We start from the raw sequence: 19,224 nt of genomic DNA on the forward strand, positions 1-19,224 counted from the left end.
TTGATTTCTCAGGGACAGCACTTTATACTGGAAAAGTAGTGTGCCTTTATGGAAACGAATGTAGTAGAATGCTTAGCATAGGGCATAAAAAACAAAAGAAAATTTTGGAGGAGAGAAATTGAAGATCAAAAGAAAACAGATTGCGATGCTTATATTCATTGCGATCATAATCGTACTCATGGTGGTAACCGGTAAAACACCGGGGGAGATCGCAGATCCGGAGAATTATCAATGTAAGACCTATGCAACGATATTATCTCTGCTTCCACCGGTTATTGCGATTGGTCTGGCACTGATCACAAAGGAGGTTTATACCTCATTGCTTGCAGGTATTATCACAGGTGGATTATTATATTCGAATTTTAATCTGGAGTTAGGCATCAATACCATGCTGTTTAATGAAAATGGCGGTATGATCGCGAAGCTTTCAGATTCAGGAAATGCGGGTATTCTGGTATTTCTTGTTATGCTTGGTATTCTGGTATCCCTGTTAAATAAAGCAGGAGGCTCTGCGGCATTTGGAAAATGGGCATCAAAACACATTAAGACAAGGATTGGTGCACAATTATCCGTTATGGTTCTTGGAATCCTGATCTTTGTAGACGATTATTTTAATTGTCTGACTGTAGGAAGTGTCCTTCGTCCCGTAACAGATCGCCATAAAGTATCTAGAGCCAAATTATCTTATATTATTGATGCTACAGCAGCACCGGTGTGTATCATAGCACCGATCAGTTCATGGGCTGCAGCTGTTACATCATCCGTACCGGAAGATGCTGGAATTAACGGATTTGCAGTATTTATCCAGACAATTCCATATAATCTGTATGCGCTTCTTACGTTAGTCATGGTACTTGGAGTAACCATTCTTCGTGTTGATTTCGGTCCGATGAAGAGACATGAAATGAATGCGATCGCAGGGGATCTGTTCACAACTCCGGGAAGACCATATGAAGATAATGAAGAAGAAATTTTAAAAGAAAATGCACATGTGCTGGATCTGATCCTGCCGGTTGTTGTGCTGATCATAAGCTGTATCATTGCAATGGTATATACAGGTGGTTTCTTCAGCGGAACATCATTTGTAGATGCATTCGCAAATTCATCCGCATCGGTTGGTCTGGTGCTTGGTGGTGCTGTTACACTGGTATTTACGTTTATTTATTTCATGCTGCGTGATACCTTATCCTTCCGGGAATTTACGGAATGTATACCGGAAGGTTTCAAATCAATGATCGCACCGATCCTGATCCTTACAATGGCGTGGACACTTTCCGGTATGACGAATCTCCTCGGCGCAAAGGTATATGTAGCTGATCTGGTATCCAGTTCTGCCAGTTCCATGCAGGGCTTCCTGCCGATGATCATATTCATTGTTGCAGCCTTACTTGCATTTGCCACCGGAACGTCATGGGGAACCTTCAGTATTCTGATCCCGATCGTGATCGGCGTATTCCCATCCGGACAGATGATGGTAATCTCTATCGCATCCTGTCTTGCAGGTGCGGTATGTGGTGACCACTGCTCCCCAATCTCAGATACAACGATCATGGCATCTGCCGGAGGACATTGTGAGCATGTAAACCATGTATCTACACAGCTTCCATATGCAATTGTTGTAGCTGCAGTATGTATGGTTGGATATCTGTTGATCGGAATTCTTCAGGCTGCGAAGCTTGCCGCACTTTCATGGCTTGCGCTTCCGGTTTGTATCGTGCTGTTATTTGTAATTCTAATGCTTATTCGTGCAAAAACCGGACGTGAAGAGGTTTAGGTTTCGAATATTTTCACCGAAACGTATGGACATATTTAAGAGCGTACGACCTGAATTCGAAAAACCTGCCAGATTATAGTAAAGGAAATTAGTAGTAAAATATGTTAGAAACAATTGAATCAATCAACAATGTAGTCAATAACTTTATATGGGGTGTCCCTGCCATGATCTGTATTATTGGTGTCGGTCTGGTGTTAAGCTTCCGAACCCGGTTTCTGCAGATCCGGAAATTTCCATATGCGATGAAAGTTACGATCGGGCGAATGTTTCGAAAGAAACAGGCTGCCGATGGAGCCATGACACCGTTTCAGGCGGTGTGTACCGCGCTTGCGGCTACGGTCGGTACAGGAAATATAGCGGGTGTTGCCGGAGCGATCGCTATCGGTGGACCGGGCGCCGTCTTCTGGATGTGGATATCCGCACTTCTTGGTATGTGTACAAAGTTTTCAGAAGTAACACTCGCCGTTCATTTCCGGGAGAAGAATGATAAGGGCGAATTTGTCGGCGGACCGATGTATTATATCAAGAATGGTCTGAAGAAGCACTGGCACTGGCTTGCATATCTGTTTGCGGCATTTGGTGTGATCACAGTATTCGGTACAGGAAATGCCACACAGGTAAACACGATCACGACAGCGATCGATTCTGCATTATTTAATTATGGAATTATTTCAAAGGATTCCGCGTCAACTATAAATCTGGTCATCGGTATTGTGCTCGCAGTCCTGCTTGCATTGATCCTGCTTGGCGGGATTAAGAGAATCGGACAGGTAACAGAGAAGCTGGTACCATTTATGGCGCTGTTCTATGTGGTGCTTGCGCTTGGAGTCGTAATTTTAAATATCAATCATGTGCCGGCAGTATTTAAAGAGATTGTGGAAGGCGCATTTTCACCGGCGTCAGTAACCGGTGGTGTTGTTGGAAGCTTTTTCATGAGCATGAAGAAGGGTGTATCAAGAGGTATCTTTTCAAATGAGGCCGGGCTTGGTACAGGTTCAATCGCACATGCATGTGCAGATACAAGAAAGCCGGTAAAACAGGGATTCTTTGGAATCTTTGAAGTATTCGTAGATACTATAGTTATCTGTACCCTGACTGCATTGGTTATACTTTGCAGCGAAGTGCCGATCACATATGGACAGGCAGCGGGCGCTGAGCTTACGATCAGTGGGTTTACTGCTACATATGGCAACTGGGTATCACTTTTTACAGCTGTGGCAATGTGCTGTTTCGCATTTTCAACTATTATTGGTTGGGGATTATATGGTGCGAGGTGTATCGAGTTCTTGTTCGGAACAAAGGTAAATAAGCCGTTTATGTTTGTTTATTCACTGGTTGCTATCGTTGGTGCAACCTTAGATCTTGGATTGCTCTGGAGTATTGCAGAGACTTTCAATGGTCTGATGGCGATACCAAACCTGATCGCAGTATTCTTGCTTTCCGGTGTAGTTGTGAAGCTGGTCAGGGAGCATTTTGATCTGGAAGCAAGGGAAGAAGCATAATAAAAATAACAGATAAGTAAAAATAATAGATAAACAAAAAACATCTAATCGGATAACAGATATGAATATGTCGTTAACCGATCGGATGTTTTTTTCTATATGGAAAGTCTTATTGCATAAAGCAAGGAACTTCAGATTAAAATTTCGTCAAATCAAAATTTTTTCAAAAAATATAAATTTGTATCAACTTTTTCTCATCCTTAAACATCTAAATAATAGAAAACAAAGTAAGAAATACTTTTGAGATAGATAAGGAGGAACGGATAATGCGTCAGAATAGGAATAGAGTCAGATTACAAAAAAGAAGAAAGATGTTCTTAATGCAGCAAAAGAGAAAGAGAAGGAGAAGAAGACAGCAGATATTTATGCGTGGAACGGCAGCAGCAATGCTTCTGTTTGCGTTCTGCATCAGTATTCGGTTCATACATATGGCGAAAGACAGACCGATTGTAGAAGGATCAACGCAGGAGCCTGTGACAACAGAGGTAAGTACGACAGAGACAAGTACGACAGAGAGTTCCGGAATCGGTAATGTGAAAGAGACATTGCTGACAGGCCGGGGAGATGATACTACAACAGGATCAGTAAAAAACATGGATTTAAAGAGCGATGACAAATCAAATGATTTTTCGGATGCGGTATTTGTCGGAGATTCCAGAACGGAAGGCTTCGTGTTACAAACCGGTATACAGACAACCGCATATGTACACAAGGGATTAACTGTTGCAAGCGCATATACCGCAAAAGTAATCCATCAGGACGATGAAGACCGGTCAGTGATGGAGGCACTTGCCAGAACAAGATATAATCGTGTATATTTAATGTTTGGAATCAATGAGACAGGCTGGATCAGTAATGATATATTTATCTCAGATTACAAGCAGATCATTGATGATATTAAGGCACAAAATCCATCTGCAAAGATATTTATTCAGTCGGTACTTCCGGTAAGTAAAGCGGTATCGGATTCCGGCGGATATGTCAGAAATGATAAGATCGCGGAATATAATAAACGATTAGAGCAGCTTGCAGCGGATGAAGGTGCTACATTTGTGAATGTGCAGGAAGCGGTATCAACAGATGGAGTTCTGCCGGATGATGCGGCCACAGATGGAATTCATCTGAATAAGAAATATTGTGAAAAATGGCTCACATATCTGGAGGAACATACACTGGATAAATAAAAATATTAACAGAGGGAACAGAACGTGAATGAGCGTAGTATTTTAAGAAAAACAAAATATCAGAATGAACGTGCCGGTTATAAAAAGCAGGAATCACAAGATACGGGAATCCGGTCAACTGTGGTGATACGATTTATTGAGGATAATCAGGAGAAGTTTTATCGGATGGCATTTGGCTATATGAAGAATGAACAGGATGCTTTAGATGCGGTTCATGATGCGGTCGTTAAGATACTGCAGAACCGGAGCCAGGTAAAAAGTCCGGAATACTTTGAAACATGGGCGTATCGTATACTGATCAATGAATGTCTGATGGCTTTGCGAAGGCAAAAAAAGGTTGTCTATCTGCAGGAGGATGATTCACTTGAAGACAGTACAGACAGAACGGGAAAGCAGGAGGAATATGTCGATCTGTATCATTCTATGGATCGGCTTCCGGCAAAATTGAAAACAGTCGTTCTTTTGCGTTTTTTTGAAGATATGCAATTTGACAAGATCGCAGAGGTTACAGGAGATAATATCAACACAGTAAAATCAAGGTTGTATAAGGCTTTGAAACTCTTAAAGCTGGATTTGGAGGTTTATGATGAAGTTTAATAAAGAGGAATATGAAAATATAAAAATCCCGGAACAATTGAATTCCATAGTTCAGGAAGCGATAGAAGAAGGGCTGACGACAGAGAGCACAGGGATGTCGGATCAGAAGCCTGTTAATATATATACGAGACGGAAGAAACATATACTGCGTTATGCAGGAGAGGCCGTAGCTGCAATGTTTTTGATATTTGTGGTTCTGCTGAATGTATCTCCGACGTTTGCAAAGGCAGCTGCCGATACGCCGTTTATCGGTCCTGTGTGTCAGGTATTTACCTTCCGGGAATATGAATATGAGGATGAAGCCAAATATGTAAATGTGAAAGTTCCGCAGTTGAATAATACCGGAAATTCCGAACTGGAAAAGCGTGTGAATCGTGAGATAGCAAAGATGATCAACCAGGAAGTGGAGGCAAGTAAGAAGCGTGCGGAAGAAGAGTATAACGCTTATATATTAACCGGGGGAGATCCGAAGAACTTTATCCCATATGATATCGTTATTGACTATGAGGTCAAATGTCTGGATGAACATTATGTATCCTTTGTGATCAGTGAAAATGAGACCCGGGCAACCGGTTATTACCAGATGTTCTATTATAACATTGATCTGGATACAGGAAAGGATATTACATTAAAAGAATGGTTTGGCAGCAATTACAAGAAGATCATAGCCGATGAGGTTCAGAAGCAGATCAATACCTGGGACGACGAAAAGAAATTCTATCTCTGGGAAGATTTAGATCTGGAAGATCTGATCAATGAAGATACACAGTTTTATATCAATGACAAGGATCAGGTTGTGGTATTTTTTAATAAATATGAGCTGGGTGCAGGAGCAATGGGAACGCCGGAATTTGTAATTGATGTATCAAAATAATATAAAATAAAAAGCTGTAAAGGAAGTGTGAAATCTTTATAAAAGAGATTGACATTTCCTTTTTTTCTGGCTATATTGTTCTAAAAGAAACTTAGCACTCCTGCGATATGAGTGCTAACAGACTTTTGCCTGTATAACCAATACCAAAAGCTATGTCAACACAGGTCAGCGGCGATTGCTGCGATAATTTGCGAAACTCAGAAATAATACAGGAAAAGGCAGTACATATATGTAGAAATTACAGGTACCTGCCGGAAAGAGAGGAGACATATGAAAGAAGTAAAATCACCCAAGAAGCCGTTGATCTTCTATTATGGGATCGTGCTGGTCGTTCTTCTGGTTTTTAATATGTTTATTTATCCGCTTCTGATGAAGATACAGGTCAAGGAAGTAGATTACGGAACATTTATGAAGATGATCAATGAGAAAAATATTGGCGAAGTAGAGGTGGATGATTCCGAGATCATCTTCACAGACAAGGATAAGAACACATACTATAAGACCGGAGCTATGGATGATCCGGGACTGACGGAACGGTTATACGATGCCGGAGCGGTATTTTCAAAGAATGTCGATGAGACGGTATCACCGGTCTGGAATTTCCTGTTGAGATTTCTTCTTCCGATTATTATATTCATCGGACTGGGCCAGTATTTCAGTAAGAAGCTGATCGAACAGGCGGGCGGTAAGAATGCGATGTCCTTTGGAATGGGCAAGAGCAATGCCAAGGTATATGTGCAGTCGACAAATGGTATCCGTTTCTCGGATGTCGCAGGAGAGGATGAAGCAAAAGAGAATCTGGCAGAGATCGTTGATTATCTGCACAACCCTGCGAAATATACGGATGTCGGTGCTTCGATGCCAAAGGGTGTCCTGTTAGTAGGTCCTCCGGGAACCGGTAAAACAATGCTTGCAAAAGCAGTTGCGGGAGAGTCCAATGTACCGTTCTTCTCGATGTCCGGTTCGGAATTCGTAGAAATGTTTGTAGGTATGGGTGCCTCCAAGGTCAGAGATCTGTTCAAGCAGGCAAAGGAAAAAGCACCATGTATCGTATTTATCGATGAGATCGATGCGATCGGTAAGAAGCGTGACGGACAGATCGGAGGAAATGATGAAAGAGAACAGACCTTGAATCAGCTCCTGACTGAGATGGATGGTTTTGAAGGAAACAACGGCGTTATCATTCTGGCGGCAACAAACCGACCGGAATCGCTTGATCCTGCACTTACCCGTCCGGGTCGATTCGATCGTAGAGTCCCGGTTGAACTTCCGGATCTGAAAGGAAGGGAAGCAATCCTTCAGGTACATGCCAGAAAGATCAAGGTTTCGGATGATGTGGATTTCCATACGATCGCAAGAATGGCAGCGGGAGCTTCCGGTGCAGAGCTTGCCAATATCGTAAATGAAGCAGCTCTTCGAACAGTACGGGCAGGCAGAACGATCGTTACAGAAGCAGATCTTGAAGAAAGTGTAGAAGTAGTTATCGCAGGATATCAGAAGAAGAATGCTGTTTTATCAGATAAAGAAAAGCATGTGGTTGCCTATCATGAGATCGGACATGCGCTCGTAGCGGCCATGCAGTCGCACTCAGCACCGGTACAGAAGATCACGATCATTCCGAGAACTTCAGGTGCGCTCGGCTATACCATGCAGGTGGAGCAGGGAGACAGATATCTGCTGACAAAAGAAGAACTGGAAAATAAGATTGCAACCTTTACCGGTGGACGTGCAGCAGAGGAAGTGGTATTCGGTGAGGTTACGACCGGAGCCTCGAATGATATCGAGCAGGCAACGAAGATCGCACGGGCAATGATCACCCAGTATGGCATGAATGATGACTTTGATATGGTTGCGATGGAGACGAGAAATAATCAGTATCTTGGTGGGGATACATCCCTTACCTGTTCACCGGAAACCCAGCGGGAGATCGACCGCAAGGTTGTAGAACTGGTGAAGGTTCAGCATGAAAAAGCACGTAAGATCTTAGAGGAGAACCGGGAAAAGCTGGATGAACTGGCAGCCTTTTTATATGAGAGAGAGACGATCACAGGAGACGAATTTATGAGCATTTTACAGGATAAGAGGTGAGAATTATGAGGAAACGAACAGGATTTGGCTGGATGGAGCTGATACTTGGAATTATACTCACTATACTTGGCATCTTTACGATGATCCGTCCTGAAAGTATGTTGAACAGTATTGTCATCTGTTACGGAATCGTGGCAGCAGTCAGCGGTATAGCAGATATTATATTTTATGTAAAGATGGAGCGGCATATGGGAGTTGTACCGACAGTATCCCTGACCTCCGGCATCTTAAGTACCCTGCTTGGTATGATGCTGATCCTCTGTCCGGGAGCCGCACAACGGTTAGTGATCTGGCTCTTTGCACTCTGGATCATTATGCACAGTATATCCAGACTGTCCCATATCAGCACTGTACGGTATTTTGCAGGTAACAGCTTCGGACTTGTATCCCTGTTGTTGAATATCATCGGTATCGTGATCGGAGTTATGCTTCTGATAGAACCGATTATGGCAGTTGTCGCATTCGGTTATCTGATCGGACTGTATCTGATCGTGCTTGGAATTGATAGTATTGCATCAGCACTCAGCAAAATGGGATCAGACTGGTAGGCGTAAATAATCCGAATCATAAAAAAATACATTTCCAGTAGAATCTCGTCGAGAAATGATGTATGATTGTACTAATTGTTTGTTAAGGACGAAAGCAATCTCAAGGAGGAACTACAGTTGAATTTCTTAGAAGAAAGAATTGTAAAAGACGGAATTGTAAAAGACGGAAATGTATTAAAGGTTGACAGCTTTTTGAATCACCAGATGGACATCCGGTTATTTGACCAGATCGGTGAAGAATTTAAGAAGCGTTTTGAAGGAACGCCGATCAATAAGATCCTCACGATTGAGGCATCCGGAATCGGGATTGCATGTGTGGCAGCGCGACAGTTTGATGTGCCTGTTATCTTTGCGAAGAAATCAAAAAGCATCAATATAGAAGGTGAAGTATATGTGGCAGAGGTAGAATCCTTTACCCACAAATGTAAGAATCAGGTTATCGTGTCAAAGAAGTTCTTGAATCCGGATGACAATGTTCTGATCATTGATGACTTTCTCGCAAATGGCTGTGCGCTTCAGGGATTGATCTCTATCGTGACATCAGCCGGTGCAAATGTTGCGGGAATCGGTATCGTAATCGAAAAAGGCTTCCAGACCGGCGGACAGATCATCCGGAATCTGGGATATCATCTGGAATCCCTTGCAATTGTAGACGAGATGGATGCAGCGACAGGAAATATCATTTTCCGGGAGCAGTAGGAAGCAATGACAAAGGTTGTAAATCGTGTCACGATCGTAGCCTTGTCCCAGAGGAGTAATTAAAGGAGTTTTTTATGGCAGAACAGAATGAGAAAGATTCTGTGCAGACAACCTCCGGCAGTGGAGAGCACAGAGAGAAAGATTTATCCATTATGGATTACAGTAAGACCTATGGAGGAATCTCCAAACGGTTTTCAAATGTAGCAAATGAGAAGATGGAGACACCGAAACCTGTCGCGATCGGAAGAGTTCTGATCGGACTTATGGCGATGCTTCTGATATGGGCAAACTTCCAGCCGTTCGTTCAGGCGACTGTGGATGGAACAACAGAATCCGTCAATTTCCTGAGTGGAGACGGAATCCTTGTTATATTTTTTGCATTGATCACAAGTATTATAATGGTATTTAAAAATGCAAGAAAATGGACGTTACTTACAGCGATCCTGACTCTGGCTGTGATCATGATCGATCTGGTCAATACAATGGTTCAGATCAAGAATAATGCCAATGGCGATATAGTCTATAGCCTTGGCTATGGAACCGTCTTCCTGCTGATCGGTGCGATCGTTATGGTAGTCGGCGCAGCAATGATTCTGGTGACAGACTTGAAGAATAAGAAGAAATAATTTAAATATTTAATAATAAAAAGGCTTCCCCCTGATGCATGGGCTATATCCTTTATTTCACAGAACACTTGCGTTCTATTTTTCACATAACGGTACTAAGTTCACTGCTTATCGCAGTTCACTAAGGACCGACGTGAAAAAAGGTCTGTTCCATAAAGATATAAGCCCATACATTAGTGGGAAGCCTTTTTTATAATTTAACAGCCTAAACCTAGATATTTGCAGATCATATTCCAAAGATCTGAACAGTTACAATTCATACACATAATAAAATCCTCCTGTTGTAATTTATAAATGTATCGATCGAGTACAATGGAATTGTAACAATTCTGTAACATTTTCACAATATGAAACAATTACCAGTTTGATTTTTAAATGTGGAAATATGTATATAGTTTATTACAAAGACAGAAAAAGGCTTCCTGTTAATATTGCAGATATATCAAACCTGTTTGCAAAGTATTGTTTTTGAGAAAAATGGACGAGAGTATTATTATTGTGAAGCAAGCCTGCCTGAGCGTTGGTACTTAGGCTGCGTATTTTGTAGCCTTATGTACCATTACGTCGAAGGTAGAGCGGAAGCGTCTTGCGGAATAATAGATGATACTCTTGTTCATTTTGATATAAATATTTGAGTGAACAGGTTTGATTTAGCTGCATGGATCCTTTCAGGAAGCCTTTTTCGTATGTAAAAAACAAAAATTTCCACTTGAAAAATCGAACGTAAGTTCTTATAATAAACATATGTTCGAAATACAAGCAAATAAAACTATACAGGAAAAATTACATATACTGGCGGATGCGGCGAAGTATGATGTGGCATGTACATCCAGCGGTGTGGATCGAAAAGGAAAGGAAGGAATGCTCGGAAATGCACGATCCTGCGGAATCTGTCACAGCTTTGCATCAGACGGACGCTGTATCTCTCTGCTCAAGATTCTGATGACGAATCATTGTATTTATGACTGCAAGTATTGCGTGAACCGAGTATCGAATGATGTCAAGCGTGCCACTTTTACGCCGGAGGAGATCTGTGAACTGACGATCGAATTTTATAAAAGGAATTATATAGAAGGGCTGTTCTTAAGCTCCGGTGTGATCCGTGATCCGGCATACACGATGGAGCAGATCTGTATAACTTTACAGCTTCTTCGTACAAAATACAGGTTCAACGGATATATTCATGTAAAGACGATTCCGGGTGCACCGGATGAACTGCTTGCGGCTGCCGGATTTCTGGCCGACCGCATCAGTGTGAATCTGGAGCTGCCGACTGCGGAGAGCCTGAAGAAACTTGCTCCGAATAAGAGCTTCCAGACGATCATGACTCCGATGGGGAAGGTGCGTGATACGATCGCAGAGACAAGAACCCTGATAGGGAAAGATGCAAGAATGGAACGCAGTCTGGGGAATCGTTACCTGCCGGGAAGTATATTCGGGAAAGAACAGTTACGGCTGACCGGAGCACAGAGTAATGGAGGCGGCTCTCTTTGGAAGAAAGCTGCTTCCTTTGCTCCGGCAACTCGGGATACATGGAAGCCGCGGACATTTGCACCGGCAGGTCAGAGTACACAGATGATCATTGGGGCATCCGATGAGAGCGACTATACGCTGGTTCAGACGACACAGAAGTTATACCAGAACTATGATCTGAAACGTGTCTTTTATTCCGCCTATATTCCGGTAAATGAGGACTCGGCACTTCCGTCTCTTGCGACTCCGGTTCCGCTTCTGAGAGAACACCGACTGTATCAGGCAGACTGGCTGCTGCGGTTTTACGGATTTCAGGCAGATGAATTGTTGTCGGAGGAGCGACCGAATTTTAATGTCCGGATGGATCCGAAATGCGACTGGGCTATCCGGCATCTGGAACAGTTCCCGATCGAAGTGCAGACAGCTTCTTATGATACGCTGCTCCGGGTGCCGGGGATAGGACCGAAATCAGCAGGCAGGATTGTAAAGGCGAGACGGTACGGACATCTGGAATTTGACCATCTGAAGAAGATGGGCGTGGTGTTGAAACGGGCGCATTATTTTATTACCTGTGGAGGACGGATGATGTATAAGATACCGATCGAAGAGCAGTATATTACCAGACAACTGATAGGCGAGCATGCAAAAGAAAACTGGCAGGTAGAGCATAAGGAAGAAGAATATAAGCAGTTATCCTTTTTTGATGCTCAGGGAGTATTTGGAGTTCCGAATTGATTTGTGGATAAATGTAAAATTCTATTTAAGAATAGACGATTGTATGAAGAAATATTGTCAGGATAGATTTTATAGATAGATGAGGATATAGATGGGAGAATGTAAATATGAGGATATTTACCTGTAAACATCAATTAGAAGATATGATGACCTGCATCTATGATGCATGGGTCTATGCACTCCGGGTCGGACATGATAAGGTGCGGTTACGGACAGAGCCGATCGTGCAGGCAACTTTATTTGACGAGTATGTCCATGTGGATGCCGATGCAGAAAAGACGGAAAAGGTTCTGCGTTCCGTTCGAAATAAGATCGGGATGCAGGCATATATCGATGTGTATTATGCCTGTCTGATGGAAGATGATGTACTGGACGATATCTACCGGTTTTTGCGGATCGGATTTCAGGCAGGACCAAGGGTGATCGGGATGCTTGCAGAGCCTCCGGTCAGCCGGATGCTGGAGATTCGGCGGGCAGTTGGAAATGAGATTCATCATTTTCGGGAATTTGCCAGATTCAATTCGATTGATAATAAGGTGTATGTCTGTCATCTGGAACCGAAGCATGATGTGATCTATCAGGTGGCAGAGCATTTTGCAGACCGGATGCCGGACGAATATTTTATGATCCTTGATGATAACCGGAAGTATGCGGTGATCCATCCGGGAAAACATTACTCAGGGCAGCAGGAAAAGCAGGCAGATAGAGAAAGAGAGATTTCAGAACAGAACCGATATATGAAGGAAAAGGCTCAGAAGATGTATTTGCGGGAGTTGTCCGATGAGGAAATAAAGACGCTCCGACAGACGGAATTATTGAAGGATGAATATACCGAACTCTGGAAGACCTTCTTTCATACGATCGGGATTGAACAGCGGAAGAATCCAACCTGCCAGCGGAATCTGATGCCGATATGGAAGCGGAAGCATGCGGTAGAATTCATGCAGTAAACAAAAAAGAATAAAATTTACTAACTTTTAGTAAAAATTTAGCAAAAACTATTGATTAGTTTTTATTCTCGTGTATAATGATGATAGTGGTTATCGTAACAGAGAATCCGGTACCGATAAATGTTGCGATAACCGAAGGTTAAGAATTTATTTTACAGGAGGATTATGATATGAAGATTTTAGTAACAGGTGGTGCTGGTTATATTGGAAGTCATACTTGCGTTGAATTATTAGAAGCAGGATATGATGTAGTAGTTGTTGACAATCTGTATAATGCGAGTCCGAAAGTAATTGGAAGAATAAAAGAGATAACAGGAAAAGACGTAACATTTTATGAGAAGGATATCCGTGATCTGGATGCAATGAACGAAATCTTTGCAAAAGAAAAGCCGGATACAGTAATTCATTTTGCAGGTTTAAAAGCAGTTGGTGAGTCTGTTCGTAAGCCACTCGAATATTATGAGAATAACATCGCGGGTACATTAACACTTTGCAAGGCAATGCGCGAGAATGGATGCAAGAACATTATCTTTTCATCATCTGCAACCGTATATGGCAATCCTGCATTTATTCCGATCACAGAGGAATGTCCAAAGGGTGTCTGCACAAATCCTTACGGCTGGACCAAGCATATGCTTGAGCAGATCCTGACAGATATCCACACAGCAGATCCGGAATGGAATGTAATCCTGCTTCGTTACTTCAATCCAATCGGAGCACATAAGAGTGGACTGATCGGAGAAGATCCAAAGGGTATTCCAAACAACCTGCTTCCTTATGTAGCACAGGTAGCGGTAGGAAAGCTTCCTTGTCTTGGTGTATTCGGCGATGACTATGATACACCGGACGGAACAGGTGTCAGAGATTACATTCATGTTGTAGATCTTGCCAAGGGTCATGTAAAAGCGATCAATAAGATCAAAGAGAATCCGGGTGTAAAGATTTACAATCTGGGTACAGGAAAAGGATACAGCGTTTTAGATGTTGTTAAGGCATTTGAGAAGGCGTGCGGTAAGAAAATCCCTTATGAGATCAAGCCTCGTCGTGCAGGTGATATCGCAACCTGTTATTCTGATGCAACTCTTGCTAAGAAAGAACTTGGCTGGGAAGCAGAATACGGAATCGATGAGATGTGCGCAGATTCATGGAGATGGCAGAGCATGAATCCGGATGGCTATGGTGCATAATGAAAATATTCAGTAAATAAGTAACAGACAGGCAATTGTAAACGTGCCGGAATACAGGGCATAGAGAAGATACAATTGCCTGTTTGTTTAAGATAGAAAGGGGTTCGTTTATATGGCAGAATATGCAGCTTCAAAGACCAGATATACAGAGACAGAAGGAACGGATTTTTACCGCCATTGCGGTAAAAGTGGTCTGATGCTTCCTCCGATCGCACTTGGTCTATGGCATAATTTCGGTAGTGTAGATAATTATGAGAATATGAAACAGATGTGCTTTACCGCATTTGATCACGGAATCACACATTTCGATCTGGCAAATAATTACGGTCCGATATATGGAAGCGCAGAGGAAAATTTCGGCAGAATCCTCCGGGAAGAAATGAGTGCTTACAGAGACGAGATGGTGATCAGTACAAAAGCAGGATTTGATATGTGGGAAGGTCCTTATGGCAACTGGGGCAGCCGCAAATACCTGATTGCGAGTCTGGATCAGAGCTTAAAGAGAATGGGACTTCCATATGTAGATATCTTCTATCACCATCGCATGGACCCGAACACACCGTTAGAAGAAACGATGGAAGCGCTTGCACAGATCGTAAGAAGCGGTAAGGCTTTATATGTAGGTCTGTCGAATTATGACGGCCCGACGATGGCGAAAGCAGAGCGGATTCTGGATGAACTGCATTGTCCGTTTATCATCAATCAGAATCGTTACAATATTCTGGATCGGACAGTTGAGAAGAACGGACTACTGAAGCAGACATATGCATCCGGAAGAGGACTGATCTGCTTTTCTCCACTGGCACAGGGGATGTTAACCGATAAATATCTGCAGAATATTCCAAAGGACAGCCGGGTGGCAAGAGACGGACGGTTCCTTCATGAGGATCAGGTCGTATCGATGCGTCCGCTTCTGACAGAGTTAAATGATATTGCAGCAGGCTATAATATGAGCTTGTCAGAGCTTGCGATTGCATGGCTGCTGAACAAACCGGAGGTTACAACTGTTTTGATCGGTGCATCGAAGCCGGAACAGATACTCAGTAATCTGAAGGCTGCTGAGAAGCAGAGAACAACCGAGATGGAAGCAGAGGAACTGGCACTGATCGAAAAGGCGGTCAACCTTTATCACGCATAGAGGATAAGTGTTATTTGACTTCACTTCAAAAAAGAATATAATATAAAAGACAGTTCTGAAAAGTATTTTCTGACAGACAATGCTTTTGAAAGTATTGACGGAACAGAACGGATCATATTGTATGTTATTTTGAAAGAGGAAGACGGTATTGCAGGCACATCAGACAGATTTCTCAAGTGGAAATGTATATAGAAATATTATAGAAGTAGCTGTACCAATGATCCTGGCACAGCTACTTAATCTTTTATATAACGTGGTTGACAGGATCTACATCGGGCGGATCCCGGAAGTCGGTACAACTGCACTGACAGGGGTAGGTCTGTGCTTTCCGATCATTTCACTGATCACCGCCTTTACCTATCTGTATGGAAATGGAGGTGCACCGCTTTGTTCCATGGAACGCGGTAAGGGTAATGATGAAGAAGCAGAGCATCTGATGGGAAATGCTTTTACGTTATTGATCGGAACAGGGATTGTATTGACGATTATCGGGCTGATCTTTTATAAGCCGATTCTTTATCTGTTTGGTGCAAGTGATGATACATTCCCATATGCAGGCTCCTATATTCGGATCTATCTGCTGGGAACGGTATTTGTCATGGTATCGGTAGGAATGAATCCGTTTATCAACAGTCAGGGCTTTGGAAATACAGGGATGATATCGGTTCTGATCGGAGCAGTTTTAAATATAATACTGGATCCTATATTTATCTTTACTTTAAATCTGGGAGTAAGAGGAGCGGCTATTGCGACGATCATTTCTCAGTTTTGCTCGACAGTATGGGTACTTGTATTCCTGACCGGAAAACGGGCAGTGCTTCATTTGAAATGGAGCTGTATGTGGCTGCAGTGGAAACGGGTTTTGCGGATCATCAGTCTGGGAGTATCCAGCTTTATCATGGCATTTACAAACAGTCTGGTACAGGTTGTATGTAATGCGACACTTCAGGTCTATGGTGGGGATATCTATGTGGGCGTTATGACCGTATTGAATTCCGTGCGGGATATCTGTACACTTCCGGTTATGGGTATTACAAATGGTGCATCTCCGGTCATGAGCTTTAATTATGGAGAAGGGGCATATGAGAAGGTACGGAAAGCCATCCGTTTCCTGACTATATTATGCGTAACCTATACTTTTGCGGCATGGGGCATTCTCAGATTGTTCCCGGAGCCGTTTATCCGTATATTTAATCATTCACCGGAACTGATCGCAAAAGGGGTTCCGGCATTACATATATATTTCTTTGGATTTTGTTTTATGGCATTGCAGTTTACCGGACAGAGTGTGTTCCTTGCGCTTGGAAAGGCAAAAAAGGCTACCTTCTTTTCTCTGCTTCGGAAGGCATTTATCGTAGTGCCACTTACCATTCTGCTTCCGAAAATTGGGAATCTTGGAGTGGATGGTGTATTCTGGGCAGAGCCGGTTTCAAATCTGATCGGCGGATGTGCCAGCTTCTTTACAATGTGTGCCACGGTGTTGCCTGAATTAAAGCATGAAAAAGCTCGATGAAAAATATAAACGACCGGATAGTCAAATGCCTGTAAGAACAGGATATGATTATCCGGTCATTTTATCTGATAGAATTATTTACTCGATCTCTCGTAGTGCCTTTCTGAACTGGAAGAAGAACAGGATGGCGGTGAAGGTTACGGCGATCAGGTCCGCGATCGGTTCTGCCATGTAGACAGCCATTGTCTTATCTGCGGTGTAGATATGCGGCATAATGAAGACCAATGGGATCAACAGGACGAATTTACGCATGATCGCAACGATGATGGATGCCGGAGCGTTGCCGAGAGCATTGAATGTCATTTGGCAGGAGATCTGGATTCCAAATAAGAACATAACCGCAAGGTAGTATCTAAGTGCATCCTTGGTAAATGTGATCAGGGCTGTATCCGGGGTAAAGATGGATGCAAAAACCTGAGGAAAACATATAATGCAAAGCCATAATAAAACAGAATATGTCAGGCTGACCTTCAGCAGAAGTTTGAATGCATCCTTTACTCTGGATGCATTTTTTGCACCATAGTTATAACTGATGATCGGCTGAGCACCCTGGCCAAGTCCCTGAAGTGGGAGCATGGCGAACTGCATGACGCTGGTAAGGATCGTCATAGCACCGACGGCCATATCTCCGCCATATTTCAGAAGGGAGGAGTTGAAGCACACGGATATGATACTTTCACTTCCCTGCATGATAAAGACGGCAGAACCGAGTGCCAGACATGGCAGGATATAGGAGGCCTGCAAACCGAGGTTTTTCACACGGATGCGGAGAGTTGTCCGCTTGCCGAAGAGGAAGCTTAAGACCCAGATGCAGGAACAACCCTGAGAAATGATCGTTGCAAGGGCCGCGCCTTTTACTCCCATATGAAGCGCAAAGATAAAGATCGGGTCTAAGATGATATTCGCGATCGCACCGATCAGTACGGACAACATACCTTCTTTGGCGAAGCCCTGTGCAGTGATAAATGCATTCATACCCAGAGTGAGCTGTACAAAGATTGTGCCGATGGCGTAGATATTCATATATGAGGTTGCATAGTTAATGGTATTCTTACTTGCACCGAATGCCAGAAGCAGGTCGCGATTCCAGATCAGAAGAACAGCAGTCAGTATAACGGATAAGATGATCTGCATGGTAAAACAGTTACCGAGGATTTTCTCGGCATCGTCTTTTTTATTTTTGCCCATATAGATGGTAGCTCGTGGAGCACCGCCATTTCCGACCAGAGCCGCGAAAGCGGAGATGATCATGATAAGGGGCATACAGACACCGACACCGGTAAGTGCCAGTGAACCGTTTTGTGGGATATGACCGATGTAAATACGATCAACGATGTTATACAGCATATTGATCATCTGTGCGGCGACTGTAGGAAGTGCGAGCTTTGCCAGTAATTTGCCGATCGGTTCTTTTGCCAGAAATTCCCGGTCGGATGAGCTTGAGTTGTGAACAATTCGGTTCGGTTGGTTGTCCCTGATGTTTTTCGATATGGATTCTTCGCCGGTTGGTGGTGAAGCTTTTGATGTGTTGTTTGGAGAATCGGTTATGCTGTAGGTTTGTGTTTGTTTCTTCATGTATATTCCTCGTTCCTTTGATTGATGTTTTATATTGTATAAAAGTTAATTGCGATATGAGCTTGCCTGAATATAGTATTGTCCGAACTGCCCGGTATTCAGGCAGCAGTGTTGTGATCATATTATTTTAAATGTGATAACACGTTGTCATACAAACGCTTGTTATAGGATGCAAAATTCTTCTTTTCGTCATCTGAAAAACCTTCAAAGATGCAGGAGATCAGTTCGTCCTGCTTTTTCTCGATCGCATGTATAACAGGAATTGATCTATCGGAGAGCTTCAGATGAATGATTCGTTTATCATTTGTGTCCGGATGTCTGGTCAGATAGCCTTTGTCGGTGAGAGAATCAATGGCTGTGGATACATTTCCACGCTGCAGCATACGAAACTCTACGATATCTCTGGCAGTATCATGTGCCGGATTATTGTGTAAAAAAGTAATGATGATAACTTCAATCCGTGAAAGCTTATAGTCTGTCCGGATGCTTTCAAGATATTTTTCCTGAAGCTTCATCAGACTTTTTGTCATATCAAAAATATTGGATGGCGGTTGAATAGTCATATGTATTCCTCATTTTCATAAAGTTCTTTTTAGAACTATTATAACTTCAAAAATGAAAGAGTCAACCCATATATATAATTTTTATAGAAAGAGGAAAACGCAGTCAGGGTGTTATCTGGGACAAAATCTAAAGGCAAAAATATTATTGACAGAGAAAAAATAATAGATATACTAAAATTTGTACGCACAGATAGGATA

The 19,224-nt window shown here is 42.7% G+C and carries 16 protein-coding genes; 14 read left to right on the forward strand and 2 right to left on the reverse strand.

Annotation, left to right across the window (positions count from 1 at the left end; all coding sequences use genetic code 11):
• Positions 1-118: 118 nt before the first annotated feature.
• From DWW43_RS01705 to DWW43_RS01770, 14 genes are all read left to right on the forward strand, one after another.
• Positions 119-1,774 (forward strand): Na+/H+ antiporter NhaC family protein, encoded by a 1,656-nt coding sequence (locus DWW43_RS01705; RefSeq protein WP_347475228.1) that lies wholly within the window; start codon positions 119-121, stop codon positions 1,772-1,774.
• A gap of 101 nt (positions 1,775-1,875) precedes the next feature.
• Positions 1,876-3,276: a sodium:alanine symporter family protein gene (locus tag DWW43_RS01710; RefSeq protein WP_119962554.1), complete on the forward strand. Its 1,401-nt coding sequence runs from the start codon at positions 1,876-1,878 to the stop codon at positions 3,274-3,276.
• Positions 3,277-3,542: 266 nt separating this feature from the next.
• Positions 3,543-4,460, forward strand: coding sequence for a GDSL-type esterase/lipase family protein (locus DWW43_RS01715; protein ID WP_119962555.1), 918 nt, complete (start codon positions 3,543-3,545; stop codon positions 4,458-4,460).
• Between the two features lie 24 nt (positions 4,461-4,484).
• Positions 4,485-5,057: a sigma-70 family RNA polymerase sigma factor gene (locus tag DWW43_RS01720; protein ID WP_117823013.1), complete on the forward strand. Its 573-nt coding sequence runs from the start codon at positions 4,485-4,487 to the stop codon at positions 5,055-5,057.
• Positions 5,047-5,931, forward strand: a complete 885-nt coding sequence (locus DWW43_RS01725; RefSeq protein WP_165852996.1) for a DUF3298 and DUF4163 domain-containing protein — start codon at positions 5,047-5,049, stop codon at positions 5,929-5,931. Before DWW43_RS01720 ends, DWW43_RS01725 begins: the two co-directional genes overlap by 11 nt.
• Positions 5,932-6,201: 270 nt before the next feature.
• Positions 6,202-8,019: an ATP-dependent zinc metalloprotease FtsH gene (ftsH, locus tag DWW43_RS01730; RefSeq protein ID WP_119962557.1), complete on the forward strand. Its 1,818-nt coding sequence runs from the start codon at positions 6,202-6,204 to the stop codon at positions 8,017-8,019.
• Positions 8,020-8,024: 5 nt separating this feature from the next.
• Complete coding sequence (locus tag DWW43_RS01735) at positions 8,025-8,567, forward strand: DUF308 domain-containing protein (protein ID WP_117808815.1); 543 nt, start codon at positions 8,025-8,027, stop codon at positions 8,565-8,567.
• A 117-nt stretch (positions 8,568-8,684) separates the two neighbouring features.
• Positions 8,685-9,266, forward strand: coding sequence for a xanthine phosphoribosyltransferase (locus DWW43_RS01740; RefSeq protein ID WP_119962558.1), 582 nt, complete (start codon positions 8,685-8,687; stop codon positions 9,264-9,266).
• A 74-nt stretch (positions 9,267-9,340) separates the two neighbouring features.
• Positions 9,341-9,892, forward strand: a complete 552-nt coding sequence (locus DWW43_RS01745; protein WP_119962559.1) for a hypothetical protein — start codon at positions 9,341-9,343, stop codon at positions 9,890-9,892.
• Positions 9,893-10,636: 744 nt separating this feature from the next.
• Positions 10,637-12,100, forward strand: coding sequence for a putative DNA modification/repair radical SAM protein (locus DWW43_RS01750; RefSeq protein ID WP_119962560.1), 1,464 nt, complete (start codon positions 10,637-10,639; stop codon positions 12,098-12,100).
• A 107-nt stretch (positions 12,101-12,207) separates the two neighbouring features.
• On the forward strand, positions 12,208-13,050 hold the full coding sequence (locus tag DWW43_RS01755; RefSeq protein ID WP_119962561.1) for a TIGR03915 family putative DNA repair protein: 843 nt from the start codon (positions 12,208-12,210) through the stop codon (positions 13,048-13,050).
• 170 nt (positions 13,051-13,220) lie between these two features.
• Positions 13,221-14,237 (forward strand): UDP-glucose 4-epimerase GalE, encoded by a 1,017-nt coding sequence (gene galE / locus DWW43_RS01760; RefSeq protein WP_008402329.1) that lies wholly within the window; start codon positions 13,221-13,223, stop codon positions 14,235-14,237.
• Between the two features lie 112 nt (positions 14,238-14,349).
• The gene (locus DWW43_RS01765) at positions 14,350-15,375 is read left to right on the forward strand and encodes an aldo/keto reductase (RefSeq protein ID WP_119962562.1); all 1,026 of its coding nucleotides are present in this window, start codon (positions 14,350-14,352) and stop codon (positions 15,373-15,375) included.
• Between the two features lie 148 nt (positions 15,376-15,523).
• On the forward strand, positions 15,524-16,888 hold the full coding sequence (locus tag DWW43_RS01770; protein ID WP_119962563.1) for an MATE family efflux transporter: 1,365 nt from the start codon (positions 15,524-15,526) through the stop codon (positions 16,886-16,888).
• A 78-nt stretch (positions 16,889-16,966) separates the two neighbouring features.
• Here the strand turns inward: DWW43_RS01770 and DWW43_RS01775 are convergent, their stop codons facing one another.
• Both DWW43_RS01775 and DWW43_RS01780 read right to left on the reverse strand, forming a co-directional pair.
• The gene (locus DWW43_RS01775; RefSeq protein WP_243104372.1) at positions 16,967-18,463 is read right to left on the reverse strand and encodes an MATE family efflux transporter; all 1,497 of its coding nucleotides are present in this window, start codon (positions 18,461-18,463) and stop codon (positions 16,967-16,969) included.
• Positions 18,464-18,585: 122 nt separating this feature from the next.
• The gene (locus tag DWW43_RS01780) at positions 18,586-19,026 is read right to left on the reverse strand and encodes a MarR family transcriptional regulator (protein ID WP_119962564.1); all 441 of its coding nucleotides are present in this window, start codon (positions 19,024-19,026) and stop codon (positions 18,586-18,588) included.
• Between the last annotated feature and the right edge of the window lie 198 nt (positions 19,027-19,224).

Origin of the sequence: Clostridium sp. AF15-41, from assembly GCF_003604095.1 — a bacterium.
Classification (GTDB): Bacteria; Bacillota; Clostridia; order Lachnospirales; family Lachnospiraceae; genus Coprococcus.

What these genes read in the sequence shown, in the direction of transcription:
- DWW43_RS01710 (WP_119962554.1), top strand. Translation starts at nt 1,876, where the DNA reads ATGTTAGAAACAATTGAATCAATCAACAATGTAGTCAATAACTTTATA.
- DWW43_RS01715 (WP_119962555.1), top strand. Translation starts at nt 3,543, where the DNA reads ATGCGTCAGAATAGGAATAGAGTCAGATTACAAAAAAGAAGAAAGATG.
- DWW43_RS01725 (WP_165852996.1), top strand. Translation starts at nt 5,047, where the DNA reads ATGAAGTTTAATAAAGAGGAATATGAAAATATAAAAATCCCGGAACAA.
- ftsH (WP_119962557.1), top strand. Translation starts at nt 6,202, where the DNA reads ATGAAAGAAGTAAAATCACCCAAGAAGCCGTTGATCTTCTATTATGGG.
- DWW43_RS01735 (WP_117808815.1), top strand. Translation starts at nt 8,025, where the DNA reads ATGAGGAAACGAACAGGATTTGGCTGGATGGAGCTGATACTTGGAATT.
- DWW43_RS01745 (WP_119962559.1), top strand. Translation starts at nt 9,341, where the DNA reads ATGGCAGAACAGAATGAGAAAGATTCTGTGCAGACAACCTCCGGCAGT.
- DWW43_RS01750 (WP_119962560.1), top strand. Translation starts at nt 10,637, where the DNA reads ATGTTCGAAATACAAGCAAATAAAACTATACAGGAAAAATTACATATA.
- DWW43_RS01755 (WP_119962561.1), top strand. Translation starts at nt 12,208, where the DNA reads ATGAGGATATTTACCTGTAAACATCAATTAGAAGATATGATGACCTGC.
- galE (WP_008402329.1), top strand. Translation starts at nt 13,221, where the DNA reads ATGAAGATTTTAGTAACAGGTGGTGCTGGTTATATTGGAAGTCATACT.
- DWW43_RS01765 (WP_119962562.1), top strand. Translation starts at nt 14,350, where the DNA reads ATGGCAGAATATGCAGCTTCAAAGACCAGATATACAGAGACAGAAGGA.
- DWW43_RS01775 (WP_243104372.1), bottom strand. Translation starts at nt 18,463, where the DNA reads ATGAAGAAACAAACACAAACCTACAGCATAACCGATTCTCCAAACAAC.
- DWW43_RS01780 (WP_119962564.1), bottom strand. Translation starts at nt 19,026, where the DNA reads ATGACTATTCAACCGCCATCCAATATTTTTGATATGACAAAAAGTCTG.